Consider the following 16,015-nt stretch of genomic DNA (forward strand, 5'->3'; position numbering starts at 1 on the left):
TATAATGGATGATCGCATTTCAAAAGCAAATATGTTCTTGCTTATCGTTGTCAGCTTAGCGCAATTTATCGAAGTAATGAATGGAACTACCGTAACCGTAGCGTTGCCGTCCATCCAAAGCGCTCTTCATATGAATGCTAACGATTTACAATGGATTGTTACTTCGTATGTGCTTACCTTTGCTACATTCTTGATGATTGGGGGACGCGCGAGCGATTTGTTTGGGAGAAAACGAATGTTGGTGATCGGTCTCTCCATCTTCGCACTTGCTTCGCTCGCAGGAGCATTAGCGATGAATCCGGTTTGGCTGATTACAAGCAGAGCGATTCAAGGTATTGGATCGGCGCTTTCGGTTCCGGCGGCGATGTCGCTAATCAGTAACAATTTGCCGGCCGGACCGCAGCGGAACAAAGCCTTTGGGATTTTCGGCGCTTTAGCATCTGCTGGGGCGGCTTCCGGATCGATTTTAGGCGGTTTATTGACGGAGACGGCAGGCTGGAGATCCTTATTCTACCTGAACGTTCCGATGGGAATTTTGCTCATTCTAGGTTTGCTTTTCGTTAAAATGACTCCTTCGCCTAAGTCGGTAAAACAATCGATGGATTGGCTCGGTTTGCTTATGGTATTGGCAGGGATCTTCATTCTGGTCTATGGCATTTCGATGCCTGACGTCGGCGGTAGTTGGTCCGCAGCGAAAATCACCATGTTGATTATAGGGATAGCGGTACTGGTCCTGTTTATTTTGATCGAAAAAATCGTAAAAAATCCATTGATGCCGCTTCGTCTTTTCAAATTCCGTTCGCTGGCCATATCCAATATTATCGGGTTTTTGATGTTTTCGTACTTGACGGGGTTCAACTATTTCTCTACGTTGTACTTCCATGCGCTCGGCTTCTCGGCATTGGAAAACGGTTTGGCTTTCTTGCCACTCGGTTTGACATCGATTATCGTTACACAAATCACACCGATTTTCTTGCGTAAGTTCGGTGCAAAAAAAGTGTTGATTGTCACTCAGGCCATCAATGCGATCGGGATGTTTTGGCTCAGTACGATGAGCATGGATAAACATTATGGGTCATTTATTCTTCCTGCGTTTATTGTACTCGGTTTGTCGATCGGGGCGTCGTATACGGCCGTAATCGTAGGTTCGGTTCAGGATGTTAAACCTGAAGAACACGGTATTGCAGGCGGAATTGTAAATACGTTCATTCAGTTGGGGGGCAGTCTAGGCTTGTCCATTCTGGCTAGCATCGCGACTTCGGTTACAGCATCTCATCATGCATCGGCTAATCAATCCATGATAGCTGGGTTCCATACGGCACTAATCGTAAGCGGCTTTTTCGCAATTGCCGCAATGCTCTTAGGTTTCGTGAGCAGCAAAGGTAAAAACAAAAATACCGATACCGATACGGCTCATCAAGCGGCGCATATATAAAAAAAGGAGAGGGTTCAAATGACAGCTATTAAAACGTTTCAAGGGGTTCCATTATCCATTCTTGACACGAGCAACATTTCAGCCGGCGGAACAGCACGGAAATCATTCTTAGAAAGCGTTGAATTGGCGCAAAAAGCCGAAGATTGGGGTTATAACCGAATCTGGTTTACTGAGCACCACAATATGCCTTCCGTGGCAAGCGCGGCAACATCTCTAGTAATCGGCCATATCGCGGCTGCAACCGAACGAATTCGAGTCGGATCCGGGGGCATTATGCTGAACAATCATGCTCCACTAATGGTTGCCGAGCAGTTTGGCACCTTAGAGTCGATGTATCCCGGTCGCATTGATCTCGGCCTCGGACGCGGGCCTGGTGGGGACTCGGCGGCATTCGCTGCCGTTCGACGACTCTCAAAACACGGAGATGACTTTTCAAAAATGCTACAAGAACTAAGAGGATATTTTAATGATGACGATGATTCGGCGAAAGTTCGCGCATACCCTGGTGATGGACTTGAAATTCCCATCTGGCTATTAGGCTCCAGCGATTATAATGCCCGACTTGCTGCGAATTTAGGCTTGCCGTTTTCTTTCGCAGGTCATTTCTCATCTGACTACACTGTAGAGGCAGTAAAATTGTACCGGGAGTCGTTCCAACCTTCAAGCGTCCTAAGTGAACCTTACGTAATGGTAAGCATGAATGTCACAATTGCGGACACGATTGATCAGGCACAATACTTGGCTTCAACGCAAAAGCAGCTGTTTTTGAGTTCCTACAAAGGACGAATGGCTCCAATACAGCCTCCGGTTCAAGATATGAACCAAGTCGCTACCAAGGATGAGATTCAAATGATCGAGCATAGTCCATTATTCCGCACACTCGTCATTGGAGATCGAGATACGATAAGGAATCGCATGGAGAAATTATTGCAGGAAACGTCAGCCAATGAGATCATTCTTACGACACAGATGTACAGACATACAGATCGTCTACGCAATTTTGAAATTATTGCAGAGTTGCTGCAGCCGAATAGCACAAATGAGTAAGAGCTAAAGTTTGCTCTTCTGCTAATTGGAGTAATTCCAAAGCATGCTACAAACCAATAGCCAATCATGGCTATTTTGTAGGGTTACCTCGACTTTAATTTTCTAAAGCTTATTTAATAAAATAGCCTTCTTATCTTAATTTCGAATATCTGATATAGTTTTCCCAACAAAGAAATAATCAATAGAGTAGAACGATTGTATAGCTCTAAGAGCGTGGTATAAGGAGGATAATCATGAAAGTGGAAGTTTGGTCGGATATTATGTGTCCTTATTGTTATATTGGAAAACGTCGCTTGGAAGCAGCATTGCAAGTGTTCGAAAACCGCGATCAAGTGGAAGTTGTTCATCGCAGTTATGAATTGGATCCGAATTCTACGAAGCATACCGATCAGAATTATTTAGAATATGCAGCCGCCAAGTACGGCACTACGATAGAAAGTGTCGCGAAGCAAAGCCGTTCTATTACTGAAAGGGCACAACAAGATGGATTGATTCTGAATTACGATACCGTAAAAAATGCGAATACAAATGACGCGCATCGCTTACTTCATTTCGCGAGGGAATTCGGCAAAGAACAAGAACTTCTCGAATTATTATATAAAGCTTACTTCACGGATTCTCTGCCAATCGGGCAACATGAAACGCTTCTGTCACTAGCCGAACAAGTAGGGTTGGATCCACAACAAGCAACGGAAATACTCCGTAGCACAAGTTATGGGAGCGCCGTAAGAGAAGAGCAAATAGAGGCCGTTAGATTAGGTGTACAAGGCGTTCCTTTCTTCTTGATTGACGGCAAGTACGCCATCTCTGGTGCCCAATCGATCGGTGCTTTTACTGAAGTACTTGAGTCAGCATGGAAAGAAGTTAAAACTCAAGATGATTATAATACAGAGATTTGCGGTGGTGGTACTTGTTAAAGAACCGTTTTTAATATCCAATCTATATTGAGGAGAAATACGTTATGTACAAACCAAGTATTCATCATAAGGTTATCTTTAACCTGAAACATGAGGCAGGTTCGGAGGCTGCAGAAACCTTCATGCGAGATGCCGAGAGTCAGTTGACTAAGATCCCAGGCGTGAAGCAGTTCCGTGCGTTCCGGCTATATTCAAATAACCCTTTTGATTACGGGATTTCTATGGTTTTCGGCACCAAAGAGGACTATGCTGCATACACAAGGCACGCGTTGCATAATGATTTTGAGGTTAATCGTTGGAAACTCGAGGCGACACGTGCTATGGTAATCGATTACGATTATTGACAGCAAACCAGTACTTTTCAGCTCAATTACACTAGACATTGTAATAACAACGACTCGTGATGTGTTCCCTTAAGAATACGGGAACAAATCGGCGATGCAATAAAGTATCAAAATAAACAGCGACAGCCTGGACCGGGACAACTCGATAGAGTTGTCCCATGATTGTTTACAACGCAGCAGATATCCAAAGAAAGAACGGAGAATCAAATGACACGCCCGTCGGTATGATTAGAGATAGGGAAAGGGAATGTCTGATATGTCTGATAATTTGTGTCGCTTATGTCTGATAATTTGTGTCGTTAGACAAGCAGAATATCGGTGAACAATAAGGGTTTCAATCTACATATAGACATATGTATAAAATACGGGTTTTGTGAAGTAGTTTTGTAACAACGCATTTTCCCGTGGCCTTTTTTGGAGCTTTTGTTATTCTTTCATTTCTCTTTCATTTCCAACTGTTATATTTCCATTAATCAGCTTCTTCAGGATCGCTCGATCTATAACATAATAGATATGTGCTATGTGCCAGATTCTAATCTGATCTGACTACAGATCTGACTAATATATCTGATCTATGGATTGATTCATTTCCAAATTCAATGATCCTAATCCTGAGTCACATTTCTAATCCTAGCTCATTTTAATTACATAACTAATATTATGTTAACCAATCTTGATTTCCCTCATTCATTATTCATCGATGTGTTCCAATCACTTGATTCACCGATTCCTCCGTAAGCTCATCTTTTACTAACTCCGTTACATGTCATCTCACAATGCGCTGTACAACAAGTTGCGTCAACTAAACGCATTTACATACTCTTAATATTAAATAGCGAAACTTTCCCGATCTCCTTGACGTTTAATCGTCTGGAGGTGAAATCATGAAAAACATACATATTAAGAAGCTGTCCATCATTGCTGTCGTTCTCTCCTTGACAATTATTGGAACAGCTTGCGGTAACAGCAGCAACAATACTGCTGAGAACGCTACAGCAAACGCTTCGAGTTCGAATACCGCTAGCAACTCCTCGTCGAATACAGCAGCAACGAACAACAGTTCTTCGACGAACGAAGCTGTTTCCGAGGACAATGCTCCTGTCGTTATGTCTGGCATATTCAATGGAATTAATGCCGATAAGACGGTTGAAATCGAAACCGGCGTAGGTGCGCTCTCCTATAAGATTAGCGCTGAGCTTGCCGATAAGGTATCCAAGTGGGAACAAGGTACGAAAGTAAAGTTTGAGTACAAGGAAGACACGATCACCACAATTGATAAAGAGTAAAATCGTTCGTGGTGGAGGTCTATAGGGGTCAAGGCAGTGTTGCATGCATGAATCACAAAAAGGGACCAAGGAGTATTTACTCCAAGGTCCCTTTCCCGTTTTTCTCTATCTATTTTACCTTTTTACCTTTTATCATATCCGCCCTAAAGCCCTGCTCCTGCTACACTCCTACAATTCTTTCAGAAAATAACCGTATCCCTCTTGCTCCATCTCTTCCTTCGGAATAAAGCGAAGCGCAGCCGAGTTAATACAGTAACGCAGCTTTGTCGGTCCAGGACCGTCGTCGAACACATGGCCAAGATGGGAATCTGCCCCAACACTGCGCACTTCCATCCGGACCATACGATGGCTGAGATCCTGTTTCTCTTTTACATTAGAGCTCACGATTGGCTTCGTGAAGCTTGGCCAGCCGCAGTGGGAATCGAATTTATCAGCGGAACTGAATAAAGGCTCGCCAGATACAATATCGACGTAGATTCCTTCTCCATTGAAATCCCAATATTCATTGGTGAATGGCGCCTCGGTGCCGCTATTTTGGGTAACTTCATATTGAATCGGCGTTAGCTTGCTGCGTCTTGCTTCACGATCCTCGGCCGTATTCCAGTGCTGCTGGATGAAAGAATCCCGGCCAGAGCCCTGGCGATACATCCGATAACGAAGCGGATTCTTATGATGATAATCTTGATGGTAATCTTCAGCCGGATAGAACGGTGCTGCTGGCACGATCTCCGTCGCGATCGGCTTATCGAAGCGGCCGCTTGAAGCTAGTTCTGCCTTGGAACGTTCAGCTATGACGCGTTGTTCCTCGGTATGATAGAAGATTGCGCTCCGATAGGAACTGCCACGGTCATGGAACTGTCCCCCTGCATCGGTTGGATCAATTTGACGCCAATACACTTCAAGCAGTTTCTCGTATGGAAAAATAGCAGGATCAAACGTAATTTGCACGACTTCTGCATGCCCAGTTGTCTCCGAACACACTTCCTGATAAGTCGGATTCACTGTATGTCCGCCCATATAACCTGATACGACACTCTCGATACCCGGCTGCTCATCGAAAGGCGTCACCATACACCAGAAGCATCCCCCTGCGAAAGTCGCTTGCTCGAAGCGCCCTTCTTGCCCATTAACAACTTGATTCTCATCATTATGCATAGCTCTAATCACCTTTCTTACTTCGAATATTTCCGTAACTCTATCATAACTCAAGCTGCCCGATCTTTCCAAATCAGACAGCCTCCCATGCCTTCTCATCTTTCTCACAGAAATAATGAGAAATTTCTCACGGAATTCTCATAAAACCTCTCCAGCCCTTGAAAACGCCTGCATTCGACTCCTAATGGGAAAAAGTGGGCGTTTTTCCGTGTGTTATAGTGGTTAATGACAAATGGCAACTTGTAGAAGCTGGAGGGATTAAACATTGAAAGCAATAAATAAACGTTTACTCAAGAGCGCCCTAAGTGTGAGCCTTTGCGCCACGACCTTATTTGCAGCACTAACAATCGGCACGGCAACGCAAGCGCATGCCGCAACAGAGAAAGCCAAAGAACTAATCACGTACGGTGAGAAATACATAGGTACTCCTTATCTATACGGTGCAGTTCCATATATGACGAATGCTTTCGATTGTTCATCCTTTACGCAATATGTTTATGATAACTTCGATATCAACCTTCCGCGTACATCCATTGATCAAGCCTTGAAAGGCCAGAAAGTGGCAAAAGGCTACCTCAGCGTAGGTGATCTCGTCTTCTTCAAAACAAATGGATACGGCATCAGCCATGTTGCGATCTACGCAGGCAACAACAAGATCTTGCATAGCGCGAACAAAGGCGTAGAGATCTCGGATTTGAGCTCAAGCTACTGGAAGAAAGCTTATGTTACGGCAAGAAGAGTTATAAGCTAATGAAAACATATCTCGAAACAAAGAAGAGCTGGATGAAATGAGTGCATGAGCACTGATTTCAATCCAGCTCTTCTTGCTCTTACACAAGCTTAGATGCGGAACAATCCGTAGCCGTCGAACTTGACGATCGGGTCTTTGTCCTCAGCTAATCCTTCGCCGCCCCGGTGAAGCGCTACATCAACGAGCCACTTCGTAAAGCCGGCGACATTCATCGATTCCATCTCTTGCAGGCTGTAGAAGCCAGCCGCATCTACCTCGATGCCGTCCGGAACGGGCTCTCCGCCAACGTAATCCATTGCGAATGCAATGTACACGTTATGAATGCCTCGCGGATGATCACGCACGGCTACGACGCTGCGAACCTCTGCATCAATGCCGGACTCCTCTTTGACCTCGCGGCGGATCGTCTCATGAATGAGCTCATGCTGCTCGATATAGCCGCCTGGATTCGTCCAATAGCCTTTGCCCGGCTCCTGCGCTCTGCGAACGAGAAGCACTTTCTCCTGTCTTACAACGAGCGCGCCGACACCGACGCTATAATTGCCCCAATGCACAAAGCTACAACCTTCTGCCGTACACGCTTTACGAGGTGTACCGTCTACGTCACGCACTTCAAGCGGTGCGCCGCAGGTCATGCAATAATTAATCTCCATCGCCTTTTAGTCTCCCAGTTCGAATTGGAATAGAAGAATGCGAATACTGCTCTCGTTTATAATAGCTCCGAGTCTTGCAGAGTTCAACCATTTCTATCCCCTGAACCAAGCTTTCTTTTCTACAGATGCTTCACTTTCACCGTGAAAGTCTTAATATCTCCGGAGTCGCCATTGCTAATGAAAGCTGTCAAGGTAATGGTGATATCGCTTTGGTTGTACGCTGGTCGATAGAGCAGCGTACCGTTGTCAGTCAGCAAGGATGGATTGCTTGAGTACCAGACGATCTTGCTACCGTAATATCCGCTAGTCGGCAAAGTGACCGCTCCGGTAACGCTTGATGCAACGTCGCCAACCTTATAGCCAATTGAGAGATCCTCTTTATCTGCAGCGACCTTCTCTGCATTCGCAAATTGCGGTTTAACGGCCAAGATGAATACTTTCACATCGGTAGCGGAGCCGCTCGAGATGACCGCTGTCATCGCAACGTAGCTCGCTGAAGAGCCTGCTGCAGGACGGTGAATCGTCTTGCCATCCGCCGACAATACATTAGACGCGCTGGACGACCACGTAATCTTCGAACCATTCGGTCCAACGCTAGGTAGAACGACTGGTCTTGTTACGCGATTAATCGTATCGGTTCCGCCAAAAGTAATTTGCAGCGCTGCCTTGTCAGCCGCGACTCGCTGAGCATCCGGGAGACCCGCTTTTACAGTGAGCACGAATATCTTGGTCTCGGAGTAGTTGCCGGATTTAATGTCTGCCGTGAAGACGACGACTGCATTGCCAGAACCATAGTCAGGTCTTACCACGGTTTTGCCGTCACCCGAGATGACATTCGGCAGCATGGAGGTCCATTTGATCGTCGAGCCATTCACGCCTCTTGTGGGCAGCTCTTTCAGAGGCTGCGTTACGCTGTTCATGGTGTCAGAGCCGTTGAACGTAATCGTTAACGCCGCAGAATCCGTCTGTACGCGCTGTGTATCGGTCATTTGGGGCAGATTCGCTTTGACAACAACACGGAACGTCTTGCTGACAGAGGCGCTGTTATACTTGATGACAGCCGTTAGATTAACGACAATATCGGCGTTCGTTGAACGACGAATGGTCAAACCGTCATTAGAGATAACGTTCGGATTGCTGGATACCCAGCTGATCTTCGAGCCTTTCTTGCCCGTCTGTGACAAAATAATCGGCAATGTAACCGAGTTTGCGTTGTCATTGCCCAAGTAAGTAAGAGCGAGCGCGGATTTATCCGCATTCACGAGATTAGAGTCATTCTGGCTGCCATTGCTGCTGCCTTGTGTACATTCTGTCTTGAAGTCTGCGATCATCCGCTTGAGAACCGTTCGAGTCCAGCCATTCTTCACCTTAGCAAGCATGGTATTCAGACTTGCGACTACCTCATTGCAGGATTGCAGCTTACCCTTGCTCCAGTCGTCCCTATGATCATTGCCATGCGCCATAGCGGTGCTGCTTGTGAATGCGAACATTGATAGGACGAGCATGACGACTGCCCACTTCTTCATGTGCTTCTCTCCCCACACCATAAATTAGTGAAAACGCTCCACTATAGATACGTTTCGTCATCATCTGCTGTGTTCAGGGGGTAAATTAGAAAAATATGTTTTTAATGGTGTTAATTGTAATTCACCCCTGTTAACTTCCCTGGTATCGCGTTCTCTATACTCTCCAAACGTACCGTAGCTTCAATAGGTTGCGGCTACAACAAAAAAATCCGCCCGAAGGCGGATTCATCAATAAAACAAAATATTAATACTAAACCGCAAACACGTGGCTGCCGATCTTCGTTGTCACTTTACGAGTCAAGATCCACTTCGACTTCGCCGTTATTGGATTGTAGTAGTAGAGCGCGTTTTTCGTCGGATCCCATCCACGCACTGCATCCTTCGCAGCGAGAAATGCGGAGTTGTTCGGAAGCAGCCAGTACTGGCCATCTGCCACAGCTGTGAAGGCGTATGGCTCGAATATCACGTCATTGAGCGTCTTCGGGAAGAGCGGCGACATTAGACGGTTCATAACGACTGCTCCAACCGCAACCTGGCCTTTGTACACCTCTCCCCGAGCTTCGGAGTAGATGATGCGAGCGAGCTTCGAGAGCTCTGGCTTGTTGACCGAGAGCTTCTTCAGCTTCCTCCACGTCTGAGGGCCGGCAATGCCGTCCGCCTTAATACCGTTTGCCTTCTGAAAATTTATGACAGCGCTGCGGGTAGTCATGCCATATGTGGTCGTGATTGTGTCTTTATAATAGCCGAGCGTCTGCAACCGGAATTGCAAATCCGCTACGTCATTGCTCTTACTGCCTTGTTTGAGTACAGGGGCAGCTGCAGCAGATACAGGTGCTTGTTCCGCGAGAACCCCCGTTACAAGCATGACGAATGCCATCGCCGCCAACTTTTTCTGTTTGAACAAGATGCTTCATTCCTCTCATAACGTTTGGTATGACGCTGATTGTAGCACCTTCACACGCCTGCCATGTTGTTTAAGGGGAATTTCTAATCTTCTAAAAAATCTCTCATACTTACAGATTGAGGTAAGCGGTCCCTTGCTATACCGTCGCTCTACGCAGTAAGAGATAGGCAATGAAGCCTAGGATCACCGAGACTGGCAGCAGCGCATACCCCAGTTGGACAGCAGAATGATCCGCAAAGTAATTAACAATCGGGACCCACCATCCGAGATAGCTTGCGAGGTAGGCAAACAAAGTTATTACAGCGATGCTGCCGATTGCAAGCACAGTCATCCCAGTCTTGCCGAACCGACGGAAGAAGCAACCGATTGTTAAACCGACAACGTATAGAAATAGCATAATCGAGAAGAAGAAGATGATCTGCTCAGCTGCATTGCCATCGCTGATATAGGGCAAATGGAAGAAATACAGCCCCACTCCCCATCCTACTAAGCCATAGGCTTCAATCGAGGATAACAGATAGAGAATAATTGAGGTGATGATGCTGACGAGCAGAACCATCAGCAGTGTGCCGATGAAGAAATCCTTTCGACGGACGCTAAGCCCAAGAGTGAATGGAAAGGTCTGTGACATCGACAGAATGCCAGCAACGCCGATATAAATAAAGATCGATAGCAGACCGCCAGTCGTGACCTGATCATCTATCGGAATGATTGCGGCAATAAGCAAATTGACGAAGAAGCTTGAGGAGAGAATGACCCACGGAAGGTAAAACCATCCCCAGCGATCTCTCAGATACATTTTCACAACGCCTTGTACAGGATGCATTAGACGATAGCCTCCTTGCGTGATTTGCTGTTATTCGTTAAATAAACAATGAGCTGCTGAATCGTTACAGGGGCAAAATCAAGCCCAAGCGACTCGGCCTTCCGCTGCTCGGACGCTACTAAGCTCTCATAGATCGACACGGACTTGAAGCCGCCAAGCAGCTCTTCGTGAATGACTTTCTTTCCTGAGGCGAATGTATCGACTTTCGCCGCTGGACCTGTTATCGTATACGCTCGCCCGCGCAATAAATCCGCCTCTTCATCGAGAAGCAGCTTGCCGCCATCAATCACGATGATATGCTCAAGCAGCCTGCTTACTTCATCAATCAGATGCGTCGACAGAAGAATCGTCCGCGGATGCTCGGCGTAATCCTCCATTAGTCGGTCATAGAACAAGCTTCTCGCCACGGCGTCAAGCCCCAGATAAGGCTCGTCGAAGATGGTCAGTGGAGCTCGGCTCGCAAGCCCCATAACGATACCGACAGAAGAGAGCATGCCTCTCGACAACTTCTTCATCCGACGCTTCAGCGGAACGCGGAATTCCTCAAGCAACTCAAGCGCATAGGTCTTATCCCAGTTGGGGAAGAATAAAGCAGCTGCTGCGAGCACATCACTGACGCGGAATGAATCCGGGTACTTCTGGCTTTCTTTAATAAAGCAGATTTGGCGCAGCACCTGATTATTCTCATAAGGCGATTCACCGAATACGCGGAGCTCACCGCTTGACTGGAATAGCTGGGCGGTAATCATATGCATGATAGTTGTCTTACCCGCTCCATTACGGCCAAGCAAACCATAGATTTTGTTCGGTTCAATAGTAAGACTAACATCGTCCACCGCTTTCACAGAACCGTATGTCTTGCTTAGATGTATCGCTTCTACGACTTTCGTACTCACTGCACTCATCCTCTCTTATGGATCATTTCGGTCAATTGCTCCGTTGTAATGCCAAGCTTCTCGGCTTCTCGAATCATTGTGATCACGTATTGCTCGTAGAACTGTTCCTTCCGCTTCTCCATCAGCTTCGCTTTGGCTCCAGCTGCCACAAACATGCCGATCCCTCTCTTCTTGTACAGGATTTGCTCATCCACAAGCATATTGACGCCTTTGGCTGCCGTGGCTGGATTAATGCCGTAGAAAGCAGCAAATTGATTGGTTGAGGGGACCTGCGTTTCTTCAGGCATTCCGCCTTCAATAATGTCATCCTCAATTCGTTCGGCGATTTGCACGAAGATGGGACGACTGTCGTCGATTTGATTAGCCATTGTTTGTCGCACCACCACATTGGTTAGTTGCTCATGTAACTAACTATACAAGTAACTGAGTAGTACGTCAATCCATCCTTTTTATTTCCCGCATGTGCCTAGCGTAACTTAAACAATGAAACATCCCATTTCCAAGGAGTTGACCCCGCTTGAGCAAATGGATTGCCTCGCTCCTAACGGCATTTACACTAGCCTTCATAACTGCATTATGGGGACATGATGAAGTCATTGCTGAGCTGGATTACTTCTATTCTTTCGAGCGGCAGCTGACGGTTGGTTCATTACTCATGCTTGCTGTCACTGTCTTAATCATTGTCCCGCTTTCATTATTCGCGGACGCTTGTGCAGCGAGATTGATCCCATACCCCGGGATTGAACGTCAGCTGGGTGCTCTAATCGGCTACTTCGTCATCCCAAGCGCTCTCGCGTTTATTGTGCTGCTGGTCTTCACTTCGAGCATGCAAGTACCCGCTTCGATCGCCTTGTTATTCGGCATAAGCGGTTTGCTGCTCTGGATCTACCAGACGCTGCTTGGGTGGATCTTTACCCGCTCCACAGATAAGAACAACAAAAAGCCGCACCCTAGAGACTCCTAGTGAGTGCGGCTTCGCCAGCTTGATTAACCTGTAAAATTAACCGGTAATATTGAGAGTACCTGTCTGCGAGTTCCACGAACAGCCAATCCCGATCTTCTTCAATACGCCACACGGAATCATTGTGACACCTGATGTCGAACCGATGTTCGCTGGAACTGTCACGCCTGTAGCTATACCGTTCAACAGCACCTGTGAGCCTTGATATTGCACTTCGTACTGCTTGCCTTTATACGTAATCGCCATGACGGACTGCGCATTGCTGTTCACCGTCACCTTGTAGTCGCCGCCTAAGCTGCGAAGCGTATCCTTGAGCGGTACGGAGATTGAACTGCCTACCATGATAGCTGGGAAGATTGTGGCGAGTGGCTTCCCGTTCGACAACATCGTAATATCACGACGCACCTGCATGGGAGCATACACCATATGATCCGGCGACACGGCTGGACCGCCTGTTTCGTTCCAATTATCCGCACCCCATCCGAAAACTCTACCTTCGCCATCCAGCGCTAATCCGTGATAAGTTCCGGCTGCAATCGATTGAATCGGTGATGCGAGGCGGATCTTCTTGCCTTTGTCCGCGCTGTTAAACATGTCGATGCTGTACACATCTCCGCTTTGCGTTAACAGCAGCGTCAAGCTGTAGGCACCGGTGCTAATCGCCTTCACTTTCAGCTCTGGATGGAACAGCTTCGGCTTCGCGCCAGGCGTGAATGAGATGATCCATGTCTGACCCTTCAGGTCGAGCGCTAATGCACCGTTAAAGTTCGGGGCAAATTGCTGCAGGGCTGGAAGCCCTGTAATTCTTGCCGCCGATGTCAATTGAACCTGAGATGAACTCGTTGCAGCGGAGTCCAGCTTGGCAGCGAACTGCCAGACCGATCCGTCTGACTTCAGTACATAGACCGTATCTCCAACTGACGTGATCTGCTTCACATTGGTTAGACCGCTCACTTGCGAAGGCACCACAGTGACGGCAGCGCCTCCTGCGGATGGCTCCTTGCTGCGCGGCCATGCCCATACCGTACCGTCAGAGCGAAGGCCGAACCCGAACGCGAAACCGGCTATCGCCTTGCTCATCCCGCTTAGCGGCTTAAGCTGCCTCGGAAGGATTCCTTTCTTCACATTCTCTAGCGATGAGCCCCACTCCCATACGGTGCCGTCCTTTTTCACCGCCAACTGATAGCCGCCTTTGTTCGTCGAGATCGCTACGATATCTGTTAGCCCTGCAAGCCGCACGGGTGCAGCAACTGAGGTAGATGCCATCTGTTCCTGAATACCAAGCTCCGACCATAGATTCCGTCCCCATGCCCATACCGATCCGTCATTGCGCAACGCGGCAGAATAGTATGTGCCTGCAATGATTTGGGTGAAGGCAGGCTTGGATATGGGAGCTTGCTCAGCCAGTGCCAGACTCGGCAGTGAACTTGCCAACATTGTGATTATCATGATGAGCGTAATGAGTGGCTTCTGAATGAAGCTGCGGCGATACTGTCTCATTGGATAAAGTCTCCTTCTATCATCAATCTGAATAGCTTGCGTACACGTATATTCCTATGACGCTTATGCTTCTATGAATGTTGCGCTGCATTACGGATAATGATTACAATAAAGCATATAGATTACATACCGCGCGTAATCATTCCGTGGACGTTAGGAGGTAGGCACGAGCTTGAATATCATTAAAGTAAAAGACCGCAAGGAGCTCGACCGCAGAACGCCATCCATGCCTTGGTATATTGAGAAGTTTATCGGGTACAAGCTGCCCGACCTCTCCCCTTCTTCACTGCTCGAATACGTACGCGACTATGACACGTTCCTTGGCTGGCTCCTAGCGGAAGGCTTGGCAGCAGGACCGACCATTCGTGATGTGACGCTGGAAGAGCTGGAGAAGCTGCACATGGACAGTATTGATACGTTCAAAATGCATCTCGCGACGCGGCCAGACTCATCCAATAGCAGAACGACGATATCCCGCAAACTCTCCTCGCTTCGCTCGCTCTTTCATTATTTGAGCCAGATTGCCGAGGACGATCAGTTCTACCCGCTACTGAAGCGCAACGTCATGGCTAAAGTATCCATTAAACGGACTTCGAAGCCCAAGGATACCGCGGCTAAGCTGGAGGGCAAGCTGCTGCAGGAGCAGGAAATCGACGAATTTATCCGCTATATCAACGAGGATTACGGCACCGAGGTCGCGACGAATAAGCAGGCGCTCTACTCCTATCAGAACAACCGGACTAGAGACACGAGTATCGTTAGCCTCATTCTCAATTCTGGTCTACGCGTATCGGAAGTATTCAATCTGAACGTAGATGATCTCGACATGAAGAAGCGGCTGCTCTACGTCTATCGAAAAGGAAAGAACGACGATACGTTCAAGACGCCCGTCTACTTCCGCCAAGAAGCGATACGCGATCTGCAGCTCTATCTCGCTCAGCGGGAAGCGCAGTACAAAGCGCCTAAGCGGGAGAAAGCACTCTTCCTCGCCATTGCCAATGGCAAGAAGGAAGGCGCACGCATGACGAAGCGCGCCATTCAAGAGATGGTCATCAAGTATGCGAAGCGGTTCGGCAAACCATACTTGTCCGTCCATAAGCTGCGCCACTCATTCGCAACCGATTATTACTTGCGTAATGATTTGTACAAGACGCAAGAGCAGCTGGGCCACGCTTCACCGGAAACGACGCAAATCTATGCGCATCTGACAGACAAAACGATGTCTGAGGCGATTGATAGGCAGAAGGAAGCGTAAAGTTGTAAAAGAGCAAACTACTGAAAAACCGCCCTTACAAAGGGCGGTTTTTCAGATTGTAGAGAAACCTGTGTTTGTTACTCAACCGACTGATAGATTTCCGTCTCGAGCTTGGAGGCGTCTTCATTCCAATGACCATATACCTCGATACCGGGTTGCGTGAGCTTCAACCCTGCTTCTGCGGCAGCCGAACGAATCCGATCATACGCATCACACAGCCGATCATAAGGGCCGATATGTTTGTAATGTGCATAGGAGCTAAGCGTAATCGTAAATAGCTTCAAGCTGTGCGTTATCTCCGCCGCTTCCGGCTTCAGTTCAACACCAGCAATCACTTCATGATCTTGCGCATAGATCATATGATTGATCCCAAGATGGGGCAGCTTCTTCGCGCCTATCTCGCCCCACAGCTGATTCATTAGCACTTGAACATCCTCACTGTAGCTTGTGCCTTCCTGATGCGTTCTCGATACGCCATATATCGTAATTGTCTTCGGCTCGCGAATCACTTGTACGTCTTTCAAGTTCATTGGCACTCCTCTCGTACGATCAGACTAAG

Annotated in this window: 17 protein-coding genes; 8 read left to right on the forward strand and 9 right to left on the reverse strand. The window is 47.5% G+C overall.

The window, feature by feature from the left end; genetic code table 11:
- The first annotated feature begins 4 nt into the window (after window positions 1-4).
- From AC0YNX_RS06595 to AC0YNX_RS06615, 5 genes are all read left to right on the forward strand, one after another.
- A complete protein-coding gene (locus AC0YNX_RS06595; protein WP_475814826.1) occupies window positions 5-1,435 on the forward strand; it encodes an MFS transporter in 1,431 nt (476 codons plus the stop codon).
- Between the two features lie 18 nt (window positions 1,436-1,453).
- Window positions 1,454-2,482 (forward strand): LLM class flavin-dependent oxidoreductase, encoded by a 1,029-nt coding sequence (locus tag AC0YNX_RS06600; protein WP_475814827.1) that lies wholly within the window; start codon window positions 1,454-1,456, stop codon window positions 2,480-2,482.
- 233 nt (window positions 2,483-2,715) lie between these two features.
- Window positions 2,716-3,399: a DsbA family oxidoreductase gene (locus AC0YNX_RS06605; RefSeq protein ID WP_475814828.1), complete on the forward strand. Its 684-nt coding sequence runs from the start codon at window positions 2,716-2,718 to the stop codon at window positions 3,397-3,399.
- A gap of 44 nt (window positions 3,400-3,443) precedes the next feature.
- Window positions 3,444-3,743, forward strand: a complete 300-nt coding sequence (locus tag AC0YNX_RS06610; protein WP_475814829.1) for a Dabb family protein — start codon at window positions 3,444-3,446, stop codon at window positions 3,741-3,743.
- Window positions 3,744-4,627: 884 nt separating this feature from the next.
- Entirely contained in the window at window positions 4,628-5,029 is a 402-nt protein-coding gene (locus tag AC0YNX_RS06615; protein WP_475814830.1) for a hypothetical protein, read from the forward strand.
- A gap of 168 nt (window positions 5,030-5,197) precedes the next feature.
- On the opposite strand, the gene msrA is transcribed toward AC0YNX_RS06615, so the two are convergent.
- Window positions 5,198-6,184 carry a peptide-methionine (S)-S-oxide reductase MsrA gene (gene msrA, locus AC0YNX_RS06620; protein ID WP_475814831.1) on the reverse strand — a complete coding sequence of 329 codons (987 nt, stop codon included), beginning with the start codon at window positions 6,182-6,184 and terminating at the stop codon, window positions 5,198-5,200.
- Window positions 6,185-6,449: 265 nt separating this feature from the next.
- Here msrA and AC0YNX_RS06625 point away from each other — a divergent pair, with 265 nt between their 5' ends.
- Window positions 6,450-6,935 (forward strand): C40 family peptidase, encoded by a 486-nt coding sequence (locus tag AC0YNX_RS06625; RefSeq protein ID WP_475814832.1) that lies wholly within the window; start codon window positions 6,450-6,452, stop codon window positions 6,933-6,935.
- A gap of 89 nt (window positions 6,936-7,024) precedes the next feature.
- Here AC0YNX_RS06625 and AC0YNX_RS06630 read toward each other — a convergent pair whose 3' ends face one another.
- The 6 genes from AC0YNX_RS06630 to AC0YNX_RS06655 all read right to left on the reverse strand — a co-directional run bounded on the left by AC0YNX_RS06630 (window position 7,025) and on the right by AC0YNX_RS06655 (window position 12,108).
- The gene (locus tag AC0YNX_RS06630; protein ID WP_475814833.1) at window positions 7,025-7,588 is read right to left on the reverse strand and encodes an NUDIX domain-containing protein; all 564 of its coding nucleotides are present in this window, start codon (window positions 7,586-7,588) and stop codon (window positions 7,025-7,027) included.
- 119 nt (window positions 7,589-7,707) lie between these two features.
- Window positions 7,708-9,114, reverse strand: a complete 1,407-nt coding sequence (locus AC0YNX_RS06635; protein ID WP_475814834.1) for an immunoglobulin-like domain-containing protein — start codon at window positions 9,112-9,114, stop codon at window positions 7,708-7,710.
- Window positions 9,115-9,364: 250 nt separating this feature from the next.
- A complete protein-coding gene (locus AC0YNX_RS06640) occupies window positions 9,365-9,991 on the reverse strand; it encodes a cell wall hydrolase (protein ID WP_475815197.1) in 627 nt (208 codons plus the stop codon).
- A 163-nt stretch (window positions 9,992-10,154) separates the two neighbouring features.
- Window positions 10,155-10,844: a hypothetical protein gene (locus AC0YNX_RS06645; protein ID WP_475814835.1), complete on the reverse strand. Its 690-nt coding sequence runs from the start codon at window positions 10,842-10,844 to the stop codon at window positions 10,155-10,157.
- On the reverse strand, window positions 10,844-11,740 hold the full coding sequence (locus AC0YNX_RS06650; protein ID WP_475814836.1) for an ABC transporter ATP-binding protein: 897 nt from the start codon (window positions 11,738-11,740) through the stop codon (window positions 10,844-10,846). The genes AC0YNX_RS06645 and AC0YNX_RS06650 overlap by 1 nt, the downstream gene beginning before the upstream one ends.
- Before the next feature lie 5 nt (window positions 11,741-11,745).
- Complete coding sequence (locus AC0YNX_RS06655; RefSeq protein ID WP_475814837.1) at window positions 11,746-12,108, reverse strand: GntR family transcriptional regulator; 363 nt, start codon at window positions 12,106-12,108, stop codon at window positions 11,746-11,748.
- 149 nt (window positions 12,109-12,257) lie between these two features.
- Here AC0YNX_RS06655 and AC0YNX_RS06660 point away from each other — a divergent pair, with 149 nt between their 5' ends.
- Window positions 12,258-12,704: a hypothetical protein gene (locus AC0YNX_RS06660; protein WP_475814838.1), complete on the forward strand. Its 447-nt coding sequence runs from the start codon at window positions 12,258-12,260 to the stop codon at window positions 12,702-12,704.
- Between the two features lie 36 nt (window positions 12,705-12,740).
- On the opposite strand, the gene AC0YNX_RS06665 is transcribed toward AC0YNX_RS06660, so the two are convergent.
- The gene (locus tag AC0YNX_RS06665; protein ID WP_475814839.1) at window positions 12,741-14,201 is read right to left on the reverse strand and encodes an RCC1 domain-containing protein; all 1,461 of its coding nucleotides are present in this window, start codon (window positions 14,199-14,201) and stop codon (window positions 12,741-12,743) included.
- A 172-nt stretch (window positions 14,202-14,373) separates the two neighbouring features.
- Here AC0YNX_RS06665 and xerS point away from each other — a divergent pair, with 172 nt between their 5' ends.
- Window positions 14,374-15,456 carry a tyrosine recombinase XerS gene (xerS, locus tag AC0YNX_RS06670; RefSeq protein WP_475814840.1) on the forward strand — a complete coding sequence of 361 codons (1,083 nt, stop codon included), beginning with the start codon at window positions 14,374-14,376 and terminating at the stop codon, window positions 15,454-15,456.
- A 77-nt stretch (window positions 15,457-15,533) separates the two neighbouring features.
- On the opposite strand, the gene AC0YNX_RS06675 is transcribed toward xerS, so the two are convergent.
- The gene (locus AC0YNX_RS06675; RefSeq protein WP_475814841.1) at window positions 15,534-15,986 is read right to left on the reverse strand and encodes a GyrI-like domain-containing protein; all 453 of its coding nucleotides are present in this window, start codon (window positions 15,984-15,986) and stop codon (window positions 15,534-15,536) included.
- Window positions 15,987-16,015: the final 29 nt, after the last annotated feature.

The organism is Paenibacillus sp. J31R98 (assembly GCF_056269245.1).

Bases quoted from the DNA above. Each gene is read 5' to 3' on its own strand.
- AC0YNX_RS06595 (WP_475814826.1), top strand. From the start codon at position 5: ATGGATGATCGCATTTCAAAAGCAAATATGTTCTTGCTTATCGTTGTC.
- AC0YNX_RS06600 (WP_475814827.1), top strand. From the start codon at position 1,454: ATGACAGCTATTAAAACGTTTCAAGGGGTTCCATTATCCATTCTTGAC.
- AC0YNX_RS06605 (WP_475814828.1), top strand. From the start codon at position 2,716: ATGAAAGTGGAAGTTTGGTCGGATATTATGTGTCCTTATTGTTATATT.
- AC0YNX_RS06610 (WP_475814829.1), top strand. From the start codon at position 3,444: ATGTACAAACCAAGTATTCATCATAAGGTTATCTTTAACCTGAAACAT.
- AC0YNX_RS06615 (WP_475814830.1), top strand. From the start codon at position 4,628: ATGAAAAACATACATATTAAGAAGCTGTCCATCATTGCTGTCGTTCTC.
- msrA (WP_475814831.1), bottom strand. From the start codon at position 6,184: ATGCATAATGATGAGAATCAAGTTGTTAATGGGCAAGAAGGGCGCTTC.
- AC0YNX_RS06630 (WP_475814833.1), bottom strand. From the start codon at position 7,588: ATGGAGATTAATTATTGCATGACCTGCGGCGCACCGCTTGAAGTGCGT.
- AC0YNX_RS06635 (WP_475814834.1), bottom strand. From the start codon at position 9,114: ATGAAGAAGTGGGCAGTCGTCATGCTCGTCCTATCAATGTTCGCATTC.
- AC0YNX_RS06640 (WP_475815197.1), bottom strand. From the start codon at position 9,991: ATGGCATTCGTCATGCTTGTAACGGGGGTTCTCGCGGAACAAGCACCT.
- AC0YNX_RS06645 (WP_475814835.1), bottom strand. From the start codon at position 10,844: ATGCATCCTGTACAAGGCGTTGTGAAAATGTATCTGAGAGATCGCTGG.
- AC0YNX_RS06655 (WP_475814837.1), bottom strand. From the start codon at position 12,108: ATGGCTAATCAAATCGACGACAGTCGTCCCATCTTCGTGCAAATCGCC.
- AC0YNX_RS06665 (WP_475814839.1), bottom strand. From the start codon at position 14,201: ATGAGACAGTATCGCCGCAGCTTCATTCAGAAGCCACTCATTACGCTC.
- AC0YNX_RS06675 (WP_475814841.1), bottom strand. From the start codon at position 15,986: ATGAACTTGAAAGACGTACAAGTGATTCGCGAGCCGAAGACAATTACG.